This is a genomic window from Reyranella sp. (genome assembly GCF_030651995.1).
Classification (GTDB): Bacteria; Pseudomonadota; Alphaproteobacteria; order Reyranellales; family Reyranellaceae; genus Reyranella.
The window spans coordinates 25,761-46,991 of record NZ_JAUSBN010000022.1; the positions used below are offsets into that span (position 1 = coordinate 25,761).

The 21,231-nt window shown below is 66.7% G+C and carries 21 protein-coding genes; 9 read left to right on the top strand and 12 right to left on the bottom strand.

Translation table 11 applies throughout. The features are described from left to right. Positions 1-4 precede the first annotated feature (4 nt). Entirely contained in the window at positions 5-871 is an 867-nt protein-coding gene (locus tag Q7V45_RS05440; protein WP_304848227.1) for a DMT family transporter, read from the bottom strand. Between the two features lie 42 nt (positions 872-913). Here Q7V45_RS05440 and Q7V45_RS05445 point away from each other — a divergent pair, with 42 nt between their 5' ends. From Q7V45_RS05445 to glsA, 3 genes are read left to right on the top strand one after another with little or no spacing between them, the layout of a single operon-like run. Continuing rightward, positions 914-1,771: a branched-chain amino acid aminotransferase gene (locus tag Q7V45_RS05445; protein WP_304848230.1), complete on the top strand. Its 858-nt coding sequence runs from the start codon at positions 914-916 to the stop codon at positions 1,769-1,771. Positions 1,772-1,829: 58 nt separating this feature from the next. Continuing rightward, positions 1,830-4,820, top strand: coding sequence for an ATP-binding protein (locus Q7V45_RS05450; RefSeq protein WP_304848233.1), 2,991 nt, complete (start codon positions 1,830-1,832; stop codon positions 4,818-4,820). 58 nt (positions 4,821-4,878) lie between these two features. Beyond that, positions 4,879-6,699, top strand: coding sequence for a glutaminase A (gene glsA / locus Q7V45_RS05455; protein WP_304848236.1), 1,821 nt, complete (start codon positions 4,879-4,881; stop codon positions 6,697-6,699). Here the strand turns inward: glsA and Q7V45_RS05460 are convergent. Both Q7V45_RS05460 and Q7V45_RS05465 read right to left on the bottom strand, forming a co-directional pair. Beyond that, the gene (locus tag Q7V45_RS05460; protein WP_304848239.1) at positions 6,693-7,196 is read right to left on the bottom strand and encodes an isoprenylcysteine carboxyl methyltransferase family protein; all 504 of its coding nucleotides are present in this window, start codon (positions 7,194-7,196) and stop codon (positions 6,693-6,695) included. The two genes, glsA and Q7V45_RS05460, sit on opposite strands and share 7 nt — an antisense overlap. 10 nt (positions 7,197-7,206) lie before the next feature. Beyond that, the gene (locus Q7V45_RS05465; protein WP_304848242.1) at positions 7,207-8,265 is read right to left on the bottom strand and encodes a type III polyketide synthase; all 1,059 of its coding nucleotides are present in this window, start codon (positions 8,263-8,265) and stop codon (positions 7,207-7,209) included. 233 nt (positions 8,266-8,498) lie between these two features. Between Q7V45_RS05465 and Q7V45_RS05470 the strand changes: the two genes are divergently transcribed. Together Q7V45_RS05470 and Q7V45_RS05475 are read left to right on the top strand one after the other, a co-directional pair. Next, positions 8,499-9,134 (top strand): hypothetical protein, encoded by a 636-nt coding sequence (locus tag Q7V45_RS05470; RefSeq protein ID WP_304848245.1) that lies wholly within the window; start codon positions 8,499-8,501, stop codon positions 9,132-9,134. A gap of 121 nt (positions 9,135-9,255) precedes the next feature. Then, the gene (locus tag Q7V45_RS05475; protein ID WP_304848248.1) at positions 9,256-10,977 is read left to right on the top strand and encodes an amidohydrolase family protein; all 1,722 of its coding nucleotides are present in this window, start codon (positions 9,256-9,258) and stop codon (positions 10,975-10,977) included. 46 nt (positions 10,978-11,023) lie between these two features. Here the strand turns inward: Q7V45_RS05475 and Q7V45_RS05480 are convergent, their stop codons facing one another. Together Q7V45_RS05480 and Q7V45_RS05485 are read right to left on the bottom strand one after the other, a co-directional pair. After that, positions 11,024-12,676, bottom strand: coding sequence for an NAD(P)/FAD-dependent oxidoreductase (locus tag Q7V45_RS05480; protein ID WP_304848251.1), 1,653 nt, complete (start codon positions 12,674-12,676; stop codon positions 11,024-11,026). Positions 12,677-12,756: 80 nt separating this feature from the next. Further along, complete coding sequence (locus Q7V45_RS05485; RefSeq protein ID WP_304848253.1) at positions 12,757-13,440, bottom strand: potassium channel family protein; 684 nt, start codon at positions 13,438-13,440, stop codon at positions 12,757-12,759. A 110-nt stretch (positions 13,441-13,550) separates the two neighbouring features. On the opposite strand from Q7V45_RS05485, the gene Q7V45_RS05490 reads away from it, so the two are divergent. Then, positions 13,551-13,682 (top strand): hypothetical protein, encoded by a 132-nt coding sequence (locus Q7V45_RS05490; RefSeq protein WP_304848256.1) that lies wholly within the window; start codon positions 13,551-13,553, stop codon positions 13,680-13,682. Positions 13,683-13,691: 9 nt separating this feature from the next. Here Q7V45_RS05490 and Q7V45_RS05495 read toward each other — a convergent pair whose 3' ends face one another. Both Q7V45_RS05495 and Q7V45_RS05500 read right to left on the bottom strand, forming a co-directional pair. Then, positions 13,692-13,985, bottom strand: coding sequence for a hypothetical protein (locus tag Q7V45_RS05495; RefSeq protein WP_304848259.1), 294 nt, complete (start codon positions 13,983-13,985; stop codon positions 13,692-13,694). A 40-nt stretch (positions 13,986-14,025) separates the two neighbouring features. Further along, positions 14,026-14,592 (bottom strand): hypothetical protein, encoded by a 567-nt coding sequence (locus Q7V45_RS05500; RefSeq protein WP_304848262.1) that lies wholly within the window; start codon positions 14,590-14,592, stop codon positions 14,026-14,028. A 55-nt stretch (positions 14,593-14,647) separates the two neighbouring features. Between Q7V45_RS05500 and Q7V45_RS05505 the strand changes: the two genes are divergently transcribed. Beyond that, on the top strand, positions 14,648-14,857 hold the full coding sequence (locus Q7V45_RS05505) for a bacteriocin (RefSeq protein ID WP_298305841.1): 210 nt from the start codon (positions 14,648-14,650) through the stop codon (positions 14,855-14,857). A 107-nt stretch (positions 14,858-14,964) separates the two neighbouring features. Further along, the gene (locus tag Q7V45_RS05510; protein ID WP_304848272.1) at positions 14,965-15,936 is read left to right on the top strand and encodes a ketopantoate reductase family protein; all 972 of its coding nucleotides are present in this window, start codon (positions 14,965-14,967) and stop codon (positions 15,934-15,936) included. 146 nt (positions 15,937-16,082) lie between these two features. On the opposite strand, the gene Q7V45_RS05515 is transcribed toward Q7V45_RS05510, so the two are convergent. Both Q7V45_RS05515 and Q7V45_RS05520 read right to left on the bottom strand, forming a co-directional pair. Next, entirely contained in the window at positions 16,083-16,808 is a 726-nt protein-coding gene (locus tag Q7V45_RS05515) for an SDR family oxidoreductase (RefSeq protein WP_304848275.1), read from the bottom strand. A gap of 54 nt (positions 16,809-16,862) precedes the next feature. Next, on the bottom strand, positions 16,863-17,780 hold the full coding sequence (locus Q7V45_RS05520) for a sterol desaturase family protein (protein ID WP_304848278.1): 918 nt from the start codon (positions 17,778-17,780) through the stop codon (positions 16,863-16,865). A gap of 123 nt (positions 17,781-17,903) precedes the next feature. On the opposite strand from Q7V45_RS05520, the gene Q7V45_RS05525 reads away from it, so the two are divergent. After that, positions 17,904-18,530 (top strand): TetR/AcrR family transcriptional regulator, encoded by a 627-nt coding sequence (locus tag Q7V45_RS05525; protein ID WP_304848282.1) that lies wholly within the window; start codon positions 17,904-17,906, stop codon positions 18,528-18,530. Here Q7V45_RS05525 and Q7V45_RS05530 read toward each other — a convergent pair. The 3 genes from Q7V45_RS05530 to Q7V45_RS05540 all read right to left on the bottom strand — a co-directional run bounded on the left by Q7V45_RS05530 (position 18,487) and on the right by Q7V45_RS05540 (position 21,161). Continuing rightward, positions 18,487-18,945, bottom strand: coding sequence for a MarR family winged helix-turn-helix transcriptional regulator (locus Q7V45_RS05530; RefSeq protein WP_304848285.1), 459 nt, complete (start codon positions 18,943-18,945; stop codon positions 18,487-18,489). The two genes, Q7V45_RS05525 and Q7V45_RS05530, sit on opposite strands and share 44 nt — an antisense overlap. Then, entirely contained in the window at positions 18,942-20,087 is a 1,146-nt protein-coding gene (locus Q7V45_RS05535) for a twin-arginine translocation pathway signal protein (protein ID WP_304848287.1), read from the bottom strand. Before Q7V45_RS05535 ends, Q7V45_RS05530 begins: the two co-directional genes overlap by 4 nt. Before the next feature lie 138 nt (positions 20,088-20,225). Beyond that, on the bottom strand, positions 20,226-21,161 hold the full coding sequence (locus Q7V45_RS05540) for an SDR family NAD(P)-dependent oxidoreductase (RefSeq protein ID WP_304848290.1): 936 nt from the start codon (positions 21,159-21,161) through the stop codon (positions 20,226-20,228). Between the last annotated feature and the right edge of the window lie 70 nt (positions 21,162-21,231).

Below are 21,231 nucleotides of genomic sequence, written 5' to 3' on the forward strand. Positions count from 1 at the left end.
GCTTTCAGGTTCCGCCCAGAAGCAGGAGAATCACGCCGGCCACGCTGACGAGGATGCCGAGCAGCCCGATCGCATGAAGCTGTTCGCCGCGCAGGAATATCCAGCTCAGCACCACGCCGATCAGCGGGAAGAGCGCGACCAGCGGCGCGACGACGGTGATGGAGCCCAGCCCGAGCGCCGCATAGAGAAGGAAGGTGGCACTGCCGTTGGCGAAGCCGACGCCCAGGAACCACAGCACCCCATTGCGGATCGCCGGTCCTTCCCGCAACGCGCGGCGGCCGACAAGCGACACAATCACGACCGACGAGAGCGCATAGCCGATGGCGGCGGCCGCCAGCGGCTCGGGCCAGAGCGCGAGCCCGGTCTTGATTGCGGGCTGGATGGCGCCGCGCACCAATGCCGCCACGAGCGGCAGGCCGAGTACCCAGACCGACCAGTGGCGGCCGCCGCTGCCGCCGCGCAGCGCCAGCAGGGCCACGCCGCCCACCACCATCGCCAGTCCGGCCAGTTGCAGCAGACCGAGACGTTCGCCCAGGAACAGCACCGCGCCCAGCACGGCGAAGATCGGCGTCACGTTGCCAACGGCGCCGGCCACTGCCGGTCCGAGCCGCTCGTTCGAGCGCACCCCGAGAATGGAGACGACGACGGGGAAGATGCAGCCTACCCCGGCGAAGATCAGCGCCGCGTCGAGATTGAAGGTACTCCAGTCGACGAACAGGATCGCGGCCAGCCATGCCACGATCAGCGCGCCGCCGATCGAGTAGAGCGGCGAGCGCCAGGACGGCATCGTCCGCAGCCCGAACTGCGTTAGAATCAGTGCCAATGCGAAGCAGAATGCCGCACCCAGGGCCAGGATGGCCGCGCCGCTCATCGTCTGCTATGTCCGCGCGCTTCGAGGACGGACGAGGGTAGAATGGACACGCTCACCTACTGGAACGGCACCTGGCACGAGGGCAACCCGGCAATCCTGGGGCCGCGCGACCATGCCTTCTGGCTGGGCTCCATGGTATTCGATGGCGGGCGCGCCTTCGAGGGCTGCGGTCCCGACCTCGACCTCCATGCGGAACGCGTGGTGCGTTCGGCCCGGGCGATCGGCCTGAACCCGACCCAGACGCCGGAAGAGATTTTGAAGCTGATGCACGAGAGCGTGCGCCGCTTCGGCTCCAAGGCCGAGCTCTATGTCCGGCCGATGTTCTGGGCGGGCAAGGGCGGCGCCGGCCCCATCTCGGTCGATCCGGACTCCGCGCAGTTCCTGCTCTGCACTTACGTCTCACCGATGCGCGCCGGCACGCCGCTGACGCTCGGCCTCTGCCGGTCCATCCGCCGGCCGGCGCCCGAGACCGCGCCGACCGACGCCAAGGCGAGCTGCCTCTATCCCAATTCCTCGCGCGGTGTCGCCGAGATGCTGAAGCGCGGCTTCAACAACGGCGTCGTGCTCGACCCGCTCGGCAACGTGGCGGAGACCTGCAGCTCCAACCTCTTCCTCGCCCGCAACGGCGTGGTCGCGACCCCGGTGCCGAACGGCAGCTTCCTGGCCGGCATCACGCGCTACCGCACGATCAAGCTCCTGCGGTCGGCCGGCATCACGGTCGAGGAGCGCACCATTCGCCCGGCCGAACTCGAGGAAGCCGACGAGATGTTCACCACCGGCAACGCCGGCAAGGTGCAACCCGTGAGCCGTTACGAGGACCGCGACCTGCAGCCCGGCCCCATCGCCGCCCGCGCCCACGATCTCTACATGGCCTTCGCCCGCACCCAGCGGGTGATCTGACAGGACGGCCGGCCGCCGTCGCTCTTGCAGGTGGGACGCGAATCGATACTGTCCGGCCATGATTTCAGCCGAGCGCGACACGAGCTTTCTTGCCGGTGGCGGCGAGATGGGCGCGCTCATGCGGGCCCATGACTGGAAGACCACGCCGGTCGGCGAACCGGCCGGATGGCCGCAGTCGCTTCGCACCGCGGTCCGGCTGCTGCTGAACTGCGGCCACCCGATGTACATCTGGTGGGGGCCCGAACTCATCTGCTTCTACAACGACGCCTACCGGCGCTCGATCGGCCCGGAACGCCATCCGTCCTCGCTCGGCCAGCCGGGCCGGGCCGTGTGGGAGGAGATCTGGCCCATCATCGGACCGCAGATCGAGCAGGTGACGTCGGGTCGGGGCGCCACCTGGCACGAGAACCACCTGGTGCCGATCACGCGCAACGGCCGCCGCGAAGACGTCTACTGGACCTACAGCTACAGCCCGATCGACGATGCCGATGCCCCGCACGGCGTGGGCGGTGTGCTGGTCGTCTGCAGTGAAACCACCCAGAAAGTGCTCACCGAGCAGCAGCTGTTGGCCGAGAACGAGCGCCAGCGCCGCATGTTCCAGAAGGCGCCCGGCTTCATTGCCGTGCTGAGGGGCCCCGACCACATCTACGAGTACGTGAACGAAGCCTACATCGCCATCGCCGGCCCACGCGACTTCATCGGCCACACCGTGCGCGAGGCGCTGCCGGAACTGGAAGGCCAGGGCTTCTACGAGCTGCTCGACCGGGTGTACCGCACCGGCGAGCGCTTCATCGCCCAGGCCATGTCGGTTCGCCTGAGCGTCGATGCCAGCACGCGCCTCATCGACTTCGTTTATGAACCGATTCGCGACGAAGCCGGCGAGGTTTACGGCATCTTCGTCGGCGGCCACGACGTTACGGCCCACAAGGACGCTGAGCGGCAGTCCCTGCTGAATGAGGAATCGCTCCGGCTGACCACCGAGGCGGCGGAGATCGGTATCTGGGACGTCGATTTCACCACCGACACGTTGGCGTGGTCGCCCCGCACCAAAGCCATGTTCGGTTTCTCTCCCGACGCCGTCTGCACGCTCGACGACTTCTACAGGGGCCTTCATCCCGAAGACCGCGACGCCACCACCCGGGCCTTCGGTGCCGCGCTTGATCCTGCGATCCGGGCACCCTACGACGTGCAGTACCGGGTGATCGGCCACGACGACGGGGTGGTGCGCTGGATCGCGGCCAAGGGCAAGGGCCTGTTCGATGCCGACGGCAGGTGCTACCGCGCCGTCGGCACCGCCATCAACATCAGCGCGCGCAAGCTCGCCGAGGCGCGCCACGCCTTCATGCTCGAACTGAGCGACGCGCTGCGCGGCATCGATACCGACAAGGCTCTGAACCAAGCCTGCGCCCTGATGGGCCGCTTCTTCGGCGTCAGCCGCGTGGGCTACGGCCATCTCGATCCGGTAGAGGATGTGTTCGACTATTCGGTGTGCTGGACCGACGGGCGCGCCCAGCCGCTGCTCGGTCGCATCCCCGCCCATGCCTTCGGCAAAAAGATCGTGGCCAGGCTCGGCGCCGGCGAGACCGTCGTGGTGAACGACCTGCAAACCGATCCGCTGAGCGACGAGGCGGAAACGCGCGCCACCGCCCAGGCGGTCGACACGCGTTCAATCCTCGTCGTGCCCTTCGTGCGCGCCGGGCGCCTGCGTACGATCGTCTACCTCAACGACCGGCCGGTCCGCCGGTGGCAACCCGACGAGGTCGCGTTCATGGAGGAGGTCGCCGAGCGGACGCGCCAGGTGATCGAACGCGGCGAGGCCGAAGCGGCGTTGCGCGCCCTCAATGCTACACTTGAGGCGCGTGTCGAGGCGCGCACGGCCGAACTGCGCGCCACCGAGGACGCGCTGCGCCAAGCCCAGAAGATGGAGGCGATCGGCCAGCTCACCGGCGGCATTGCGCACGATTTCAACAACCTGCTGCAGGGCATCACCGGCAGCCTCGACCTGGTGCAACGGCGAATCGGTCAGGGACGGCTGGGTGATCTCGACCGCTTCATCACCGGCGCCATGGCCTCGGCCAATCGGGCCGCCGCCCTCACTCACCGGCTGCTGGCATTCGCGCGCCGCCAACCGCTCGACCCGCGCCCCGTGCCGGTCAGTCCCCTGGTCGGCTCGATGGAGGAACTGCTGCGGCGAACCCTCAGCGAGAGAATCGAGCTCGAATTGAAGCTGGCCGGCGGACTCTGGCTGACGCGCTGCGACGCCAACCAGCTGGAATCGGCGATCCTCAACCTCGCCATCAACGCGCGTGATGCCATGCCGGAAGGCGGCCAACTCGTCATCGATACACACAACAGACAGGTCGACCAAGCCACGGCTTCCGCACACATTGACAGGTCGGCTGGCGACTATGTCTGTATATCGGTATCCGACACCGGCACCGGCATGGATGCCGAGACGATCGCACGTGCCTTCGAACCCTTCTTCACGACGAAGCCGCTGGGCCAGGGCACCGGACTCGGCCTGTCGATGATCTATGGGTTCGCGCGGCAGTCCGAGGGCTATGTCGAAATCGAAAGCTCTCCCGGCCGCGGGACGACGGTTCATCTATGCCTGCCGCGCTTCGAGGGAGAAGCCGACGACGAGGTCGCTGCGGGCTTTGACGCGGCCGCCCCGGCCGAAACCGGCGAGACCGTCCTGGTGATCGAGGACGAGCCGGTGGTCCGCGGCCTGGTCGTCGAAGTCCTGGCCGACCTCGGATACCGCGTGATCGAGGCCGTCGACGGCCCCCAGGGACTGGAGATCGTGCAGTCGGCGCAGCGCATCGACCTCCTGATCACCGATGTCGGCCTGCCCGTGCTGAACGGCCGGCAGGTCGCCGACGCTGCCCGCGCCCTGCGACCAGACTTGAAGGTGCTGTTCATGACGGGCTATGCCGAGAAAGCTGCGCTTGTCGCCGGCTCGCTCGATGCACGGATGGCGGTCATCACCAAGCCGTTCGTCATGGAGACGCTGGCCACGCGGGTGCGCGAAATCGTCGAAGCCGGGTAGTCGTAAGGCGGTAGAAGCAGGCAATTCGCTTCCAATGAACAGAATGGATCACTCTCCGATGTCCTCCACCGAGCTTCCCCTCGCGCGATTCCTGGCGCACTGCCACGCGGACTTCTCGAAGGACGATAGCGGCGAGGTCGCCTCCTACATTCCCGAGCTGGCGCTTGCCGATCCGCACCATTTCGGCATTGCCGCCACGACGGTCGACGGGTTCGTCTATGAAGTCGGCGACAGCACCGTCGAGTTCAGCATCCAGTCGATTTCCAAGGCTTTCGTCTTCGCTCTCGCCCTCGATGAACTCGGCGCCGAAAGGGTCGAAGCCGTCGTGGGCGTCGAGCCAAGCGGCGATGCGTTCAACTCCATTCGCCTGGGCGCGGACAACCGGCCCTTCAACCCGATGGTCAACGCGGGCGCGATCGCCTGCGTCGGACTGATCTGCGAAGGCGACGCCGACGGCGCCTTCGAGCGCGTGCGTACCACCCTGGGTCAATTCGCTGGGCGCCGGCTCGAAGTGGACGAGCCGACGTTCCGGTCGGAGCGCGAAAGCGGCGACCGCAACCGGGCCATCGCCTACCTGCTGCGTAACCACGGCGTCCTGCAAGGTGACGTGGACAAGGTGCTCGACGTCTATTTCCGCCAGTGCTCGCTCCGCGTCTCCGCGCGGGACCTGTCCGTCATGGCGGCGACGCTCGCGAACAAGGGCCGCAATCCGCTGACCGGCGAGCAGGTCGCATCGTCCTATGCGGTGGCCCGCACGCTCTCCGTCATGACCAGCGCGGGCATGTACGACTCGGCGGGCGGCTGGGTCTATCGAGTCGGCATTCCCGCCAAGAGCGGAGTGGCCGGCGGCATCGTCGCCGCCCTGCCCTCGCAGCTCGGCCTCGGCACCTATTCGCCGCGCATCGACGACCAGGGGAACAGTGTCCGTGGCCTGCGCACCTGCGAGGCACTGTCCACGCATTTCGGCCTGCATATGCTCAACCGGGTCGGCGACGTGCAGACCTGCATTGCCGCCGGCTACGACGTCGGCAGCGTCTCGTCACGCCGCACCCGCCCGCCGCGCGAGCAGGCCATCCTCGAGGCGCATCACGAGGAGTGCGCCATCCTCGAACTCACCGGCGCGCTGAGCTTCGCCAACATGGAGTATATATCGCGTCGCGTCAGGAGCCTTCGCCGGAACCTCACGCACCTCATTCTCGACTTCCGGCGCGTGCCCTCCGTCAGCGATGCGGCGCTGCGGTTGCTTGCCGACATTTTCGACGATCTCACGCACGGCCGCATCGAGATGGTGTTCAGCGGAATCCCCAAGGGAACCCCCGCGGAACAGTCGCTTCTGAGCTGGCTGGCCGACCGGCCGGGCGTGCGCAGCATCGGGCTGCTGGACGAAGCCATCGAATGGGCCGAGGACCGCATCCTCCACAGCCAGGACGGGGATCTCTATCGCGGCCAGCCGGTCGACATTGCCGAGCAGGAGTTGCTGGCTGGGCTGGACGCGGAGGAATTGGCCGCCCTCACCGGCTCCATGGTCCGGCGCGAGTACCGGCTTGGTGATCGCCTGATTTCCGCCGGAGAGCCGGCATCATCCCTGATGTTCGTCTCGAGCGGCGTCGTCAGCGTCCGACTGCACAGTGGCGTCCGCCTTGCCACCCTGTCCGCCGGCATGGCGGTGGGCGAGATGGCGCTGCTCGAGACAAGCCGGTCGGCCGATGTCTGGGCGGACACGCATGTCGCTTGCCTCGAATTGTCCCTCGACGCCTTCAACGCCTTCCGTGATCGCTACCCGCATGCCGGCGAGAAGATCATGGCCAACCTCGCCCGCCTGCTTGCGAAGCGCCTGATCGTCGCCAACCACAAGATCGAGGTGCTGGCGTCCTATTGAGGCTCGAGCGCCGCCGCTTCGGTCCGGATCCGGATCCACATCACCACGGCATTGAGCAGCGTGAAGACCAGTCCGTACCACGCCAGCCCGAAGACGAGAGGCAGGACGAGGAGTTCGCCCGCCACCACCCAGTAGTTCGGATGGGACAGGAAGCGGTAGGGCCCGCGCCGCACCAACGGCGCCCCGCGCAAAACGATGATTCGCGTCGTCCAGCGGCCGCCCAGCGAGGCGATCACCCAAAGACGGCCCAGCTGCAGGACAACGAAGACCGTGAGCCAGAGCAGGTCGATGTCCTGCCCCGCCGGCGCGCGATGCACCGCGAGATACCAGAGGCCGACCAGCCAGGCGGCATGCAGCGCCACGATCAGCGGATAGTGCGCCGCGCCCACCTCGTAGCCGCCCTGCGCCAGCAAGCGGCGCGTGTTGCGCCGGGCCAGCACCAGCTCGCCCAGGCGCTGGACCACCACGAGCCCGAGGATCAGCGCAGCCCAATCCATCACGGCAATCTCAGGCGGCGCGGGCGAGCGACAGAGCGCTGCAGGTGAAGCCCGGCCCCAGGGCCGTCAGCACCGTGCGCTGCGGCAGTCCCGCGGCCACGAGCCGTTCGAGCACGAACAGCACCGTCGGCGCCGACATGTTGCCGTACTGGCGAAGCACCTCCCGCTCATGGTCGAGCGCGCCTTGCGCGAGACCGAGCGTCGCTTCGAGGGCGGTGATCACCTTGGCGCCGCCGGGATGGCAGGCGAAGCGATCGACCGAGGCGCGTGCCACGCCGATGCGCGACAGGATCTTCTCCACCGCCCGGCCAACCTCCTGCTCGGCAAAGGGTGGAATGGACCGATCGAAGATGACGCCCAGTCCCGTCGGATCGACCTTCCAGCCCATGATGTCGAGCGTGTCGGGCCAGAGATGCTCGCCCGCACCCTCGATCCGGGCAAGTCCGTCCTCGCCTGAGCCGGCGCGAACGACACAGGCCGCCGCGCCGTCACCGAACAGGGCGGTCGCCACCATGTTGGCGGGCGTGAGCTGGTCCATGCGGAAAGCCGCGGTACATATCTCGATGGCAACCAGCAGCACGGTTGCACCAGGCCGCGCTGCCGCCAGCCGGCTGGCGATCGCCAGACCCGAAACGCCGCCGGCGCAGCCCAGGCCGAACACCGGCACCCGCTCGACATCGGCGCGAAAGCCCATGCGCCCGGCGACGCGCGCTTCCAGGCTGGGCGTCGCGACGCCGGTCGAGGAGATGGTGACGATCGTGTCGACCTCGGAGGCTGCAACCCCCGCAGCGGCAAGCGCCCGCGTCGCGGCCTCGACAAACAGCTCCTGAGCGCCTTCGAGATAGGCGGCATTGCGCTCGGGCCATCCCAGCGAAGTGAAATACCAGTCAAGGGGCTTCACCGTGTATCGCGACTCGATGCCGGAGGTGGTGAAGACCGGCGCCATTCGTTCGAAGGCGGCGTAGCGATGGGCAAACATTCCCCGCGCCGCCTCCGCCGCTTCGGTTTGCAGCAGCCGGTGGGGAGGCAAGGCGTGGGCGACAGACAGCAGGACGCTTGGATGGGGCATGGCGTGATCCTTCCACCGCCATAACCAACCCGGACCCTCAAAGGTTCAAGTCACGTTTGCCTGACGATGTTCTCGCACGATCGCAGAAATATCCTTCAAGGCAAGCTACGCGCAGAAGTGCTGCAAATGGAGTTGCCCTGAGAATTGTTCGTCGGCATAACCCGGCAGCCTGTTCGGAGGCGAACAACTGCCCGTCTGCAGGAGCCGAACATCCCGCGATGGTGGGGGAATTCATGCAAGCTGATCGTCGTTCGACCCTGAAGCTGCTCGGAGGCGCCGCGTTGTCGGCCGCCGCGCTGCCCGCCCTGCCGTTCACTGCAATGGCGCAGGAAGATTTGTTCGTTTCGTCCGTCTACCAGAACTTCAAGCGCGGTACGATCCACAGCATCGACGAGAAGACGCGCGGTTTCGTCATCGTCTGGGAGGATCTCGGCCGTGTGAAGATGAAGGCGGCCGACCTCGTCACCAACTACGGCGCGCTTCGCGTCGGCCAGATCGTCGACGTGCAGTGGTACGACTATGTCGATTTCCTGATCGCCCCGACAAGCCCCGCCGTGACGGCGCGTGCCAAGGCGATGATGACCCAGGGCGCCCGCATCGAGGGCATCCCCGGCGCGCGGGAACGCATCCGCCTGTGGTCGATGGCCGGCATGTGCACCAAGGTCGATCTCGCGACCAACACCGTGTTCCTGATCAACGCCTCGGGCGGCGAGCCCGACAAGCCCTCGCCCGACAGCGGCGAGGTCATACAGATGCCGCAGGTCGTCACCGAGGCGGGCAAGGCCGCGCTCAAGACGATCAAGCCGGGCACGCTGATCACCACCGTATTCAGCGTGCAGACCGCGCTCAAGGTCACGATCGTCCGCTGAGCATTTTCGCATATCTCGACAACGACGCCGGGTCCGAAAGGTCCCGGCGTTTTCGTGTCGGCATTTCCTTGCCGCGGCCGGAGTGCTAGCAAACGAGGAGCAACTCTTGCGGGAGGACGCCATGGCCGCCTCATACGATCTGATCGTGCGCAACGGGACGGTGATCGACGGGACCGGAGTCGAGCCTCGCGAAGCGGATGTCGCAATCCAGGACGGCAGGATCGTGGCCGTGGGCCGGATTGCCGGCAGCGGCCGCGAGGAGATCGACGCCAGGGGCTTCACGGTGACGCCGGGCTTCGTCGACATCCACACCCACTATGACGGCCAGGTCACCTGGGACGACCGCTTTTCGCCCTCGTCGGGTCATGGTGTGACAACGGTGCTGATGGGCAATTGCGGCGTCGGTTTCGCGCCCTGCCGGCCCGAGGATCGCGACACGCTGATGAACGTGATGGAGGGCGTCGAGGACATTCCCGAGCTGGTGATGCGCGAGGGCGTGCCCTGGAACTGGCAGAGCTTTCCCGACTATCTCGACGCCCTGTCGAAGCGCCAGTGCGACATCGACTTCGCCACGCAGGTGCCGCATGCGCCGCTGCGCGTCTTCGTGATGGGCAAGCGCGGCGTCGACCGTGAGCCCGCCAACGCGTCGGACATGGCGGAGATGGCGAAGCTCGTTCAGGAAGGTCTGGACGCCGGCGCGCTGGGCTTTTCGACCTCACGTTCACTCTTTCATCGTACGCCCGACGGCGCCCTGACCCCGACCATCACCGCCGGCGAGGAAGAGCTGGCGGCGATTGCGCGCAGCATGCGGCGCGCCGGCAAGGGCGTGATCCAGCTCCTCGACGATTTCGCGGACACGACGGCCGAGGGTGCGACCGAGTTCGCCATGCTGCGCCGACTCGTCGAACTCTCGGGGCGGCCGCTCTCCTTCACCCTGCTCGACCTCTCGCTCTATCCCGGACGCTGGCAGACCCTGCTGCGCGAGATCGAACGGGCCCATCGCGACGGGCTGCCGATCCGCGGCCAGGTCGCGGCGCGGCCGGTCGCGATCCTCTATGGACTAGAACTCTCGTTCCATCCCTTCTCGACCTGCCCGAGCTACTGCGAGGTCGAGGGCCTGCCGCTCGAGGCCAAGCTCGCCAAGCTGCGCGATCCGGCGATGAAGGCGAAGCTGCTCGCGGAGCAGCCGACCTACCGCAATCCGCAGATGCTGGCCTTCATGCGCAACGCCGCCAACATGTTCGTGCTGGGCGATCCGCCCGACTACACGCCGCCGGCCGAGCAGCGGCTCGACGCGCGCGCGGCAAGGCTCGGCATCACGCCGCTCGAACTGGCCTACGACCTGCTGGTGAGTGGCGACGGGCGCACGATCCTGTTCCATCCCGGCGCGAACTACACCGACTGCTCCGACGTCAACATGGCCAGCATGCTGCGCCACGAGCATACGGTGATGGCGCTGGGTGATGGCGGCGCGCATTACGGGCTGATCTGCGACGCGAGCTACACCACGCACGCGCTCACCTACTGGACGCGCGACCGCAAGGGCGAGCGCTGGCCTCTGCCCTGGGCGATCCAGCAGCTGACCGACGTGCCTGCCCGCACCGTCGGCCTCGGCGATCGCGGGCGGCTGCAGGTGGGCTACAAGGCCGACCTCAACGTGATCGACCCCGACCGCCTCAAGGTCTCGGCCCCGCGCCCGGTGCACAACCTGCCGGGCGGCGGCCGGCGGCTGGAACAGAAGGCCGAAGGCTATGTCGCCACCGTCGTCAGCGGCGAGGTGACCTATCGCGAGGGCGCCTTCACCGGCGCCCGCCCGGGCCGGCTCGTGCGCGGCACGCGATAGGAGTCCTTGTCATCCTGAGGCGAAGCCGATGGATCCTTCGCTTCGCTCACGATGAGAGATTGAACCCCTCGTACCCGTTCGCCGCGATCTCCTCGCACTTCTGGCGGTATTTCGGCGCGCCGCCGGCATAGGCCATGAAGGTGCGCTTGAGGCGGCCGGGCACGTTCTTGTTCACGCCGGTCATCCACGAGTCGACCTTGGTGAGCAGCAGGCGCGATCCGGTATCGTAGACGTGGGCCGTCCAGGCCGTTTCGGCCTCCGGCGTCGCCTCGATGCGGGTCAATCCCTTGTCGCGCATGTAGCCCAGCAAATCGGACACGAACTCGACATTCTGCTCGATGCAGCGCGGCAGGTTGCAGAAGGTCGCCGCATTGTGCGGCCCGACCAGGGTCAGCATGTTGGGAAAGCCCACCACGTTGAGGCCGAGATAGGTGTGCGGTCCGTCGGCCCATTTGTCGCGCAGCTTCGCACCGCCGCGGCCCTCGAAGTCGATGCGGTCGAACGCGCCGGTGATGGCGTCGAAGCCGGTCGCGTAGATGATCATGTCGAATTCGTAATCGACGCCCCCGACGCGCAGGCCGGTCTCGGTGATGCGTTCGATCGGCGTCTCGCGGATGTCGACCAGCTTCACGTTGGGCTGGTTGTAGACCTCGAAGTAGCCGCTCTCGAGCGGGACGCGTCGCGTGCCGTAGCCGTGGTTGGTCGGAATCAGCTTGTCGGCGATCTTCGGATCCTTCACCCGGGCGCGGATCTTCTTGATCACGAATTCCGTCAGCGCGTCGTTGGCAGCCTGGTCCATCAGCACGTCGCGGAAATTACCCTGCCAGAAGGCGAAGCCCGGCGTGTCATAAAGCTTCTCGAAGAAGGCCTCGCGCTCCTCCGGCGTCACGTCGATCGAATGGCGCGGATCGGCGGTGTGAACGAAGCAGCCCCAGTTCTCGCGGCACTGCGCGAAGATCTGGTCGTAGCGCGCGCGGATGTCGGCCATCGTTTCAGGCTCGATGCGGCTGTTGCGCAGCGGCGTGCACCAGTTCGGCGTGCGCTGGAACACGGTGAGCTCGCCCACCGTCTTGGCGATCTCGGTGATCGCCTGCACACCCGACGCCCCGGTCCCGATCACGGCGACCTTCTTGCCCTCGAAGCTGACCGGATGGTGCGGCCACAGGCCGGTATGCCAGGACTCGCCCTTGAAATCCTCGATGCCGGGAATGGTCGGCATGGTCGGCGACGAGAGCGGTCCGATCGCGGTGACGAGAAAGCGGGCGCGAGCGCGGCCGCCGGTCTCGAAGGTCACCTCCCACTCGTTGGCCGCCTCATCCCAGTGCGCGGCCTTCACCCTGGTGTTGAAGGTGATGTCGCGACGGAGGTCGAACTTGTCGGCGATGAACTCGCAGTAGCGCAGGTTCTCGGGCTGGCCGGAGAAATGTTCCTTCCAGTCCCACTCCTTCAGCACCTCGGGCGAGAAGGAGAAGCCGTAGGTCCAGCTCTCGGAATCGAAGCGGGCGCCGGGATAGCGGTTCCAGTACCAGGTGCCGCCGACGCCGCCGCCCGCCTCGTAGACGCGAGCCTTGAAGCCCATCTGGCGCAGCTTCAGGAGCTGGTACATGCCCGAAAGGCCGGCACCGATCACGATGACGTCCCAGTGTTCAACAATGTTGACGCTCTCGCTTGTGCGTGTCGCTTCAGCCGCGATAGCCATGGCGTTCCTCATCCGGTTTTGCCGACAGTATAGCGTGGCCGGAGGCTTTTGGACGATGCGCAGTGCGAGACTGGAGGTCGCTATCGCAGGAGCTTCGGCGACCCGTACAGGTTGGCCAGACGCGCGATCAGGAAGGCCACATACATGACGCCCAGCACCTGTTCGATAATGATCAGCGACCGCGCCATGGGCGTCGCCGGCGTGATCTCGCCGAAGCCGGTGGAGGTCAGCACGGTGAAGGAGAAGTACATCAGGTCCGACCAGTTGAGCTTGCCGTCCGGGCCATGGGCAATGACCGCCGTGAAGGCGTTGGCTTCGAAGACCTGCAGGAAGCCGAAGAGGCTCGCAAAGGAGAGCGCGATCAGGATGTAGGCCGCGACGGCCCCGAACACCTTGTCGGTGGTGATGGGCCGGCGATCGAGCACATAACGCAGGAGCGCAATGGTGACGGCGCCCACGAAGATCGCCGTCGCCCCCAGCGCGATCGGACGCAGCCCGCTGTAGCCCATGCGGTCGGCGATCAGGGTATCGACGGTGATGAAGCCGAAAACGCCCAGCCCCCAGAGTACGGGCCGTTCAAGGCGCAGTGCCCAGACCGCCAGGACGAGCACCACGAACAACGCCACGCCCAACATCGCGCCGCCGATCGCCGAGCCGGCAAGCATCGGGTTGAGAAGAATGAAAAAGCACAGGACGCCCACGAGGGCGCTGCAGCGATTGCGCCGCACATAGGCGATGCGGCGGAGCATACGGTGTCTGGTCATCTCACCTGGGGCCTCCGCCCCCGCTTTCCCTGTCTCCGGCAGACAGACTGCAAAACGCCGCAACCAAAGGCAAATGGCCGGCGTTCCTCGGAAAGGTGGAGGATTTCATCATGTTCCGCAGGGTCCTGGCTTCCCTCGGTCTGCTCGTTCTGGCTCTGACTGCCTGCGCCCAGAAGGTCCTTATTGCCGGTCCGCTCACGGAGTCGGGCGACTATGAGGTCGTGGGGCTGGCGGCCGAATGAGGGTGGGGACTAGCCCCGCCAGAGCGTCCACAGGATGCCGGCCACCAGTCCCAGCGCGATGAAGCCGACAAACAGCAGCAAGGCGGTCTTGGCCCGCGTGAAATGATGGTGCCCCTGCGCCGTGGTTTCATGCGCTTGAAGGCGCGTGCCGAGTTCGTACTTCTTGGGGACGTGCCCAGCCGCGTGCGCCTTAGCGTGCACGCTCAGGAATTGCACGAAGTGCCAGAGCGCGCCCAGCGCCGCGAACATGCCCAGCAGCCAGAACGGCGCGAAGAGCATCCAGATTTCAACGTCGGTACCCAAGAGATCTCCCTGATGTCGCCCCTCTCTTAGGCCGGATCGGCTAGCGGGCAAACCACGGATTGAAGGGGAAGCGCTGCCAGTGCCGGTCGTCGAACAGGACCATGAACAGCTGCGCGAACATCGGCCCGAGCCGCGGATCGTCCGGCCCGGTCGCCTGGGTCCAGGCCGTCGTCTGGGAGAGGGCGAGATCGTTGCGGCAATAAACGCCAAATACATAGACCCGGCCGGGTGTGGGCGGCTTCAGGAAGTACTGTCCGGCACAGACCTGCGCCGCCGTGAGATCGTTGGCCGGAGCAAAGACCAACACCAGACGGTAGTTTGGCCGCACCTCTTCCGGCGGTGACTGGTAGGTGAAGGTGAGGGCCGGCCTCGGCTTGTTGGCCTGCATTACCGGCAGCAGCCGGTCCTTCACCTGTTCCAACGGCCATTGCGGAAACGGATTCCCCGCCACGATCACCTGGAAGAGGCGGCCGTCGGTCGCGGCCCAGAATTCGGAAAAGTCGTACTCGGGTGCGTAATCGTAGCCTCCCACCGTCTGGGCTCGGAGCGGCGCTGCGAGGCCAAGGCAGGCCAAGGTCACCAGGAGGACACACCGCAGAAGGGCCATTTGTGGAAACCTCGCAGGATCGAACGGTTCTCGCGCACGTAACGGAGTTGACCACATGATGAAAGTCGTCGGCATTTCCCTCCTGGCTCTCACCCTCGCCGCCTGTGGCGACACCTGGGGCCAACGGGCTGTGACGGGTGGCGGCATCGGTGCGGGCACCGGTGCTCTGGTCGGCGCCCTCACGCCGATCGGACTGCTGCCGGGAGCCTTGGTGGGCGGCGCCGTGGGTGCCGGCGTGGGCGCGGCGACGACCCCGCGCCGCTGAGGCACCCCCACGCCGTCTTGCGATCCCCTCGCCGCCACGGAGTCTCGACACAACGACCGCGAGGGACGCCAGTTCCGCATCGACCGTGAAGGCTCTAGGCTGGCGCCATGAAGATCTGCCTCTACGGCGCCGGCTCGATCGGCGGGATCATCGGCGCCCACCTCGCCCGCGTGAAGGGCGTCGAGGTGAGCCTGATTGCACGCGGCGCCCATCTCGACGCCATCCGCCGGAACGGCCTGCGGCTGATTTCACCGCATGAGGATTTCACGGTGAGGGTGAACGCGACCGACGATCCCACCGAGCTGGGGCCTCAGGATGTCGTGTTCATCACCCTGAAGACGCACCAGTACCTCTCCGTGCTCGACAAGGTCGCACCGCTGCTGGGTCCGCAAACGGCGCTGATCCCACCGACCACCGGCGCACCCTACTGGTTCTTTCACAAACTGGCCGGCCCGTACGAGGGCAGCCGCCTGAAGCGCATGGACCCAGGCGGCAAGCAATGGTCGACCTTCGGCCCCGAGCGGGCACTGGGTTGCGCCTACTGGGCGGGCGGCGTCGTGCCGGAGCCCGGCGTGGCGCATCTCGAGAACGAGGTCTGCTACCTGCCGCTGGGCGAGCCCGACGGCTCGAACTCAGCGCGCGTCACCGCGCTCAGCGCGGCCATGACCGAGGCCGGCCTCAAGGCGCCGGTGAAGGCCGACATCCGCGCCGAGATCTGGAGCAAGATGATCAACAGCCTGACCTGGAACCCGATCGCGGTGCTGACGCTCGCCGACAATGGCGGGATCGGCCGCAGCGCCGGCGCCCTCGGCATCGCGCGCCGCATGATGACGGAGGCCGAAGCCGTCGCCGCCAAATTCGGGGCGACGATGGCGACGCCGATGGAGAAGCGTATCGAGTTCACGGTCGGCTTGGGCGACCACAAGATGTCGATGCTGACCGACCTTCAGTCCGGCAAGCCGCTGGAGATCGACGCGCTCGCCGACTCGATTGCCGATCTCAGTGAACTGGCGGGCGTGGCGACGCCAACCATCGACATGATGCTGGCACTGCTGAAGCTGCGGGCGGTACGGGCGTAGAGTTTCCCGTCGTCCTGAGCGGAGCCGCCCGCAGGGCGGCGCAGTCGAAGGACCTCTTTTCCGACGCACGACCTGTGGAAGCGAAAAGAGGTCCTTCGACTTCGTTCGCTTCGCTCACTCCGCTCAGGACGACGGGGTGAGTTTAGTTACCAGCTCTCCTTCCAGGGCCTCAGATCCATTTCGAAAGTCCAGGCGCTGCGCTTCTGGCGGTGGAGCTGCCAGTAGGTTTCGGCGATGTCGTCGGGATTGAGGATCGCATCGGGGCCGGCATTGTAACGGTCCGGGAAATTGGACTTGATCCATTCGGTGTCGATCGCGCCGTCGACGATGACATGCGCGACATGGATGTTCTGCGGACCGAGCTCGCGCGCCATCGACTGGGCCAGCGCCCGCACCGCGTGCTTGCCGCCGGCAAAGGCCGAGAAGCCGCGACCGCCGCGAATCGAGGCGGTGGCGCCGGTGAAGATCATCGTGCCGCGGCCGCGCGGCGCCATGGCCTTGGCCGCCTCGCGCGCCGTCAGGAAACCGGCGAAGGCCGTCATCTCCCAGACCTTGCGATAGACTCGGGAGGTCGTGTCGCGAATGTCGAAACGCACGTTGCCGCCGATGTTGAAGACGAAGACCTCGACCTCGCCGATCTCGGTCTCGATCTGGCGGAACAGCGCCTCGACCTGCGCTTCGTCGCGGGCATCGGAACCGAAGGGATGGACCCGGCCGCCCTCCTCCACGATGCGCGCCACCAGCGACTGAAGCTTGTCGGCGCTGCGGCGCGTGACGACGGCAGTGTATCCCTCGCGTGCGAAGCGACGGGCAATGGCGCCGCCCGTCGCATCGCCTGCGCCGATCACGACGCAGACCTTGTCCCTGGCCATGGCGTTCTCCTTTGCGCCCAATCTGTCGGCGGCGATCGGGCGGCTCAAGGGAGATTACGTCATGGCTGCCCGAGTTTCGGCGTTCCCGGCCCGCAGCGCGTGGGCCCTGCGCACCTCGGCGGCCGTGAGGCCCGTCCCGTCGGGACGCCAGCCCGGCGCACCGAACAGGTACATCCAGACGTCCCGAGCCGAGCGCGCCGAGGCGAGGTCCTTCACGAGGCCCACCCACGGGCCGACGTTCAGGACGAGCGGATTGCGCGATGAGACCGCGGGCGAGACCAGGCCATAGTCGCACGGCAGGTCATCGCGCTCCGGTACATAGCTGCCGAACAGGCGGTCGAAGACGATCAGCACGCCGCCGAAATTGGCGTCGAGATACTCCGGGTTGCGCGCGTGATGGACGCGATGGGCGGACGGCGTGTTGAGGATACCCTCGAGAAAGCCCAGCTTGGGAATCCAGTCGGCATGGATCCAGAACTGATAGAGCAGGTTCAGGAACAGCGCCGTCAGCACCGTCTCCGGCGTGAAGCCCAGCAGCACCAGCGGCGTGAAGAAGAGCGACGTGCCGGTGAAGCGGCCGATCCAGCCCAGGCGATAGGCCATGGCGAAGTTGAACTGGTTGGGCGAGTGGTGCACCGAGTGCGAGGACCAGAACCAGCGCACCGTGTGGCTGGCGCGATGGAACCAGTAGTAGAAGAATTCGAGCCCGACGAAGAGCAGCGCGACCGAACCGACATCGTCGAGCGACTGGGTGAAGAGACGGTGCTCATACATCCAGCCGAGCCATGGCGCGGCGAGCGTATAGGGAATGAAGGCCAGCAGTCGGCGGCCGGCGAGGTCGCCCAGCGAGCAGGCCCAGGATTTCCAGTCATAGGCCTCGGCCCGCGTCCGCGACTGCCAGATGCCTTCGGCCAAGGCCGCCGCCAGCACGAGCGGCAGGATGACGAGATAGAGAGTGGCGAGTGACTGCACGAAAGCCTCCATGTGACTTGCTGCGGTCGAATATATGAGCGATGCTCATATTCGGTTACTCGCCTTCCCCCGTCCGGTGTCGTCATGGCCGCACGCCGCCAAGCCGCTGAAAACACAAGAAGAATGCCGCGCCAGGCGCGTGCGGCGCAGACCGTCGCGTCGATCGTCGAAGCCTCGGCTCAGATTCTCGAGAAAGGTGGCCTGGCCGCCTTCACCACAAACGCGGTCGCCGAGCGTGCCGGCGTCAGCATCGGCACGCTCTATCAGTATTTTGCCGACAAGAACGCGCTGCTTATGGCGCTGGCCCGCGGAGAGATGGAAGCCGCGCTGCGCGAGGTCGGACGGGCGCTGCAGGGCGAGGACGATCCCTCGGTCGAAGGACGCGTGCGCGCCATGGTGCGGGCGATCGTCCATGCCTTCCGCGGCCGGCAGCGCGCCCGCAAGGCGGTCGTGCAGGCGCTTCTGGCGCAGGGAACCGGCATCGAGCTGATCGCGCCCGTCGCAGCCTTCATTGCACGCGCGGGCGAGACCGTCGGACGCGGGCCGAACCCGCTGGTCGGACCGCTCACCCGCGAACAGGCCTTCGTCGTGTCGCGATCCCTCATGGGGGTCGTCCGCGCCGCCGTGCTGGAGGAGCAGCCCTTCCTCGCAAGCCGGGCCTTCGAGGACGAGATCGTGCGGATGATCGTCGCCTATCTCGGCGCAGTTACTGAGGCAGCCGATCCCGATCCCGATCGAACCAGAGCTTGAGCCGGTCGAGCATCGCGAAAAGCAACCGCTGATCGCGCTCCGGCCAGTCGTCGAAGGCACGCGCAAGGCTGGGGGTGAGCGCCGCCACGGCCGCGCGATGCTTGGCGAGGCCGGCGGGCGTCAGGACAAGCAGCTTCGAACGGCCGTCGCCACCGTTCGTACGCTCGCGCAGCCAGCCCTTGGCCACCAGCTTCTGTACGTTCTTGGTGACGCCCGGCTGGGGTTGCTGCAACGCGCGGGCGACGCCCGTGACGGTCCTGGTTTCGTCGGGCCGGTGGCTGAAATGATTCAGCAGAACGAACTGCGGCAACTGAAGGCCGAGCGGCCTCAACACCTGGTTGGCCTCGGTCGAGGCCAACTGGTCGATGATGCCGATCCAGTTGACGATGCGGAAGGGAAGCGGCGGCTCGGTCAAACGGTCACGAAACTCTGAAGCGGCCGTCGGGGCGACGGACCGGGATCGCCAGCATAGCCCAGTCTGAAGAACATCTGCAGCGTCGCACCGTCCGGCGTGCCGGTTTCCCTGTGCACCGCCGCGCGCAGATCCGCCATTTCGGGATATTCCTGCAGGGTCTGGCTGTGCGGCTGCAACGCCAAGCCGAGCGACGTCGCTGCGAGCTGCAGGCGGACATAACTGCGACCGACGGCGATCTGGGTGGTCCGCGTGTTGTCGCCGCTGGCGATCCAGCCGAAGGCGCGGGCGCTGCCGTAGCCGGCCAGCGTATAGTCGCGCCCTCCGTTCCACGCTAGCGTTCCGGGGGTCATCGCCTTTTCAGGCGTCATCTGCCCGGTCTGGCGCAACGCCCAGATCATCGGCCCCTTCAGCGAGATTCCATCTCGGTGGGTGGCGATCTCGGCGGCGCCGATGCGCGCGACGTCGATACTCTCCTTGTGAGTCCGGACCGTATTCATCTCCAGTTCCGAGCCGGCGATGGCCAGGGTGCGTAGGCGGTCGACCCTGCCGGGCTCATCGACGATGGCGAGAGGCAGCGCCTGTGTGCTGTGCCCCACAAGCAGCGCCGCCGTGTGCACAGGATCGACCATGCGGGCTTCGAACCTGCCCTTGACCGTGCGCCGCCGCGGCACCTGGACGAACAGCGGATCGACCGCGATGCCCGGCTGTCTCGTTAACACGATCCGCGCCACGGGCTTGTCCAGAGCCCAGGCGCCCTCGGGAAAGAGCGTGATGTCGGCGCGATAGCCGTCGGCCGCCGCCGCCATCGCCAGAATCTCCAGGAAGCAGCCGTGGCCGATCAGGATCTGGCGCGAGAACGGATCGGTCTGGGGCAGCAGTCGCGTGGCATCGACATGGAGCATGATCGTGTCGGGTCGTGAAAGATCGACCGCCCAGGACTGGAGATTGTGCGGATTGGGCGCGAGCAGGGCCCAGGCGAGCGCCCGCCGGCGCGGATCGGCCTCCTCCGGACCAGGACCGCGCCAGCCCTCGACAGCCACGGCGGGCATGGCGTCGAGCCGCGGCACGGCGACGGCAACGCCCGTCGCCACGACGAGGCCGCCGCCCAGGATGCGGATAAAGGACTTGCGCGAAATAGCCATGAATTCCTCCATAACATTCCAGGGAATTTATTCATATTCTTTGGAATGTTATGGCGCAAGCGAATAATATTCTTTGGAATATTTTTTGAGTCGCATGCAGGATCGCAGCTCACGCGAAGGTGCGCCCTGCCCTGATTGTCAAGAAAGCGCGACCGGATGCCAGCCCCGAGAGATCGCGCCCGCGAAGGCCGCCACCTCCTCCTGCCAATCCTGGCGGTTGGAATCGGCCGAACTCGCCGTCCTGCGGCCGGAGAAATCGAGATGTACGCCGCTCTCCTGCGGAAACAGGCGTCCCGTGAGCAACCGCGCGTAGATCGCAGCCGACCTCTGCGGGGTGCTGGCGCCGGGAATCGCCCGCGCCACCACCGGCAGGATCGTCGACCAGGCCCAGCGCTCCACGGCGGAGCGATCGCGCGCCAGCCCCGTGCCCGGCATCAGGCCGGGATCGAAGGCGAACCAGCGCGGCCCGCCTGCCGGCGTTCTGCGCGCAAGCGCATAGACATGCAGGATGGCGACGAGCTTGGAGCTGGCGTAGCGGTCCAGACCCTGCTGCGTCTCGGACGCGCTGCCGTCGAGGTCACCTCGCGCCACCCTTTCGATGCCTCGATAGAGGCCGCCCCTGAATCCGAACAGGCGGGCGGTGGCGCTGGCCGGGTCATGCGTGCCGCTTGCCGTGAAGACGACCGGCGCGCCGGGCGCGAGGACGGGCAGCAGCCGTTCGATCATCAGCGCGTGTGCCAGCCAGTTGGCCTGCAGGGTTTCCTCGTAGCCGTCGACGGTCATTCGCCGTGCCTTCACGTTCTGGACGCCGGCATTGGCGGCCAGAGACGCGAGACGCTCGTCGGCAAGACGTGCCCTGAGGGCGTCAGTGAATGCCGCCGTCGAGGCGAGCGAGGCGAGATCGAGCGGCAGGATGTCGAGGCGCCCTCCGTCGGCAAGGGCTCGCAGCGCCGCCGCTTCTGCCGGCCGCCGGGCACCGACGATGACCCGGTTCGCCGGGTCGGCGAGCAGCATGCGCACGAGTTCGAGGCCGATCCCCGATGTGCCGCCAGTGACGAGGTGGAGGACGGTCATACTTTGACTCCGGCTGAGGTCCATTGAAAATGGAAATCAGGTCACTGACCGTCCATTCGCATCGGAGCCA

Coding starts and splice junctions, on each gene's coding strand:
- glsA (WP_304848236.1), top strand. CDS start 4,879: ATGTCCTCCACCGAGCTTCCCCTCGCGCGATTCCTGGCGCACTGCCAC.
- Q7V45_RS05480 (WP_304848251.1), bottom strand. CDS start 12,676: ATGGCTATCGCGGCTGAAGCGACACGCACAAGCGAGAGCGTCAACATT.
- Q7V45_RS05505 (WP_298305841.1), top strand. CDS start 14,648: ATGATGAAAGTCGTCGGCATTTCCCTCCTGGCTCTCACCCTCGCCGCC.
- Q7V45_RS05485 (WP_304848253.1), bottom strand. CDS start 13,440: ATGACCAGACACCGTATGCTCCGCCGCATCGCCTATGTGCGGCGCAAT.
- Q7V45_RS05490 (WP_304848256.1), top strand. CDS start 13,551: ATGTTCCGCAGGGTCCTGGCTTCCCTCGGTCTGCTCGTTCTGGCTCTG.
- Q7V45_RS05475 (WP_304848248.1), top strand. CDS start 9,256: ATGGCCGCCTCATACGATCTGATCGTGCGCAACGGGACGGTGATCGAC.
- Q7V45_RS05460 (WP_304848239.1), bottom strand. CDS start 7,196: ATGGATTGGGCTGCGCTGATCCTCGGGCTCGTGGTGGTCCAGCGCCTG.
- Q7V45_RS05440 (WP_304848227.1), bottom strand. CDS start 871: ATGAGCGGCGCGGCCATCCTGGCCCTGGGTGCGGCATTCTGCTTCGCA.
- Q7V45_RS05525 (WP_304848282.1), top strand. CDS start 17,904: ATGCCGCGCCAGGCGCGTGCGGCGCAGACCGTCGCGTCGATCGTCGAA.
- Q7V45_RS05445 (WP_304848230.1), top strand. CDS start 914: ATGGACACGCTCACCTACTGGAACGGCACCTGGCACGAGGGCAACCCG.
- Q7V45_RS05500 (WP_304848262.1), bottom strand. CDS start 14,592: ATGGCCCTTCTGCGGTGTGTCCTCCTGGTGACCTTGGCCTGCCTTGGC.
- Q7V45_RS05465 (WP_304848242.1), bottom strand. CDS start 8,265: ATGCCCCATCCAAGCGTCCTGCTGTCTGTCGCCCACGCCTTGCCTCCC.
- Q7V45_RS05470 (WP_304848245.1), top strand. CDS start 8,499: ATGCAAGCTGATCGTCGTTCGACCCTGAAGCTGCTCGGAGGCGCCGCG.
- Q7V45_RS05450 (WP_304848233.1), top strand. CDS start 1,830: ATGATTTCAGCCGAGCGCGACACGAGCTTTCTTGCCGGTGGCGGCGAG.
- Q7V45_RS05535 (WP_304848287.1), bottom strand. CDS start 20,087: ATGGCTATTTCGCGCAAGTCCTTTATCCGCATCCTGGGCGGCGGCCTC.
- Q7V45_RS05510 (WP_304848272.1), top strand. CDS start 14,965: ATGAAGATCTGCCTCTACGGCGCCGGCTCGATCGGCGGGATCATCGGC.
- Q7V45_RS05515 (WP_304848275.1), bottom strand. CDS start 16,808: ATGGCCAGGGACAAGGTCTGCGTCGTGATCGGCGCAGGCGATGCGACG.
- Q7V45_RS05540 (WP_304848290.1), bottom strand. CDS start 21,161: ATGACCGTCCTCCACCTCGTCACTGGCGGCACATCGGGGATCGGCCTC.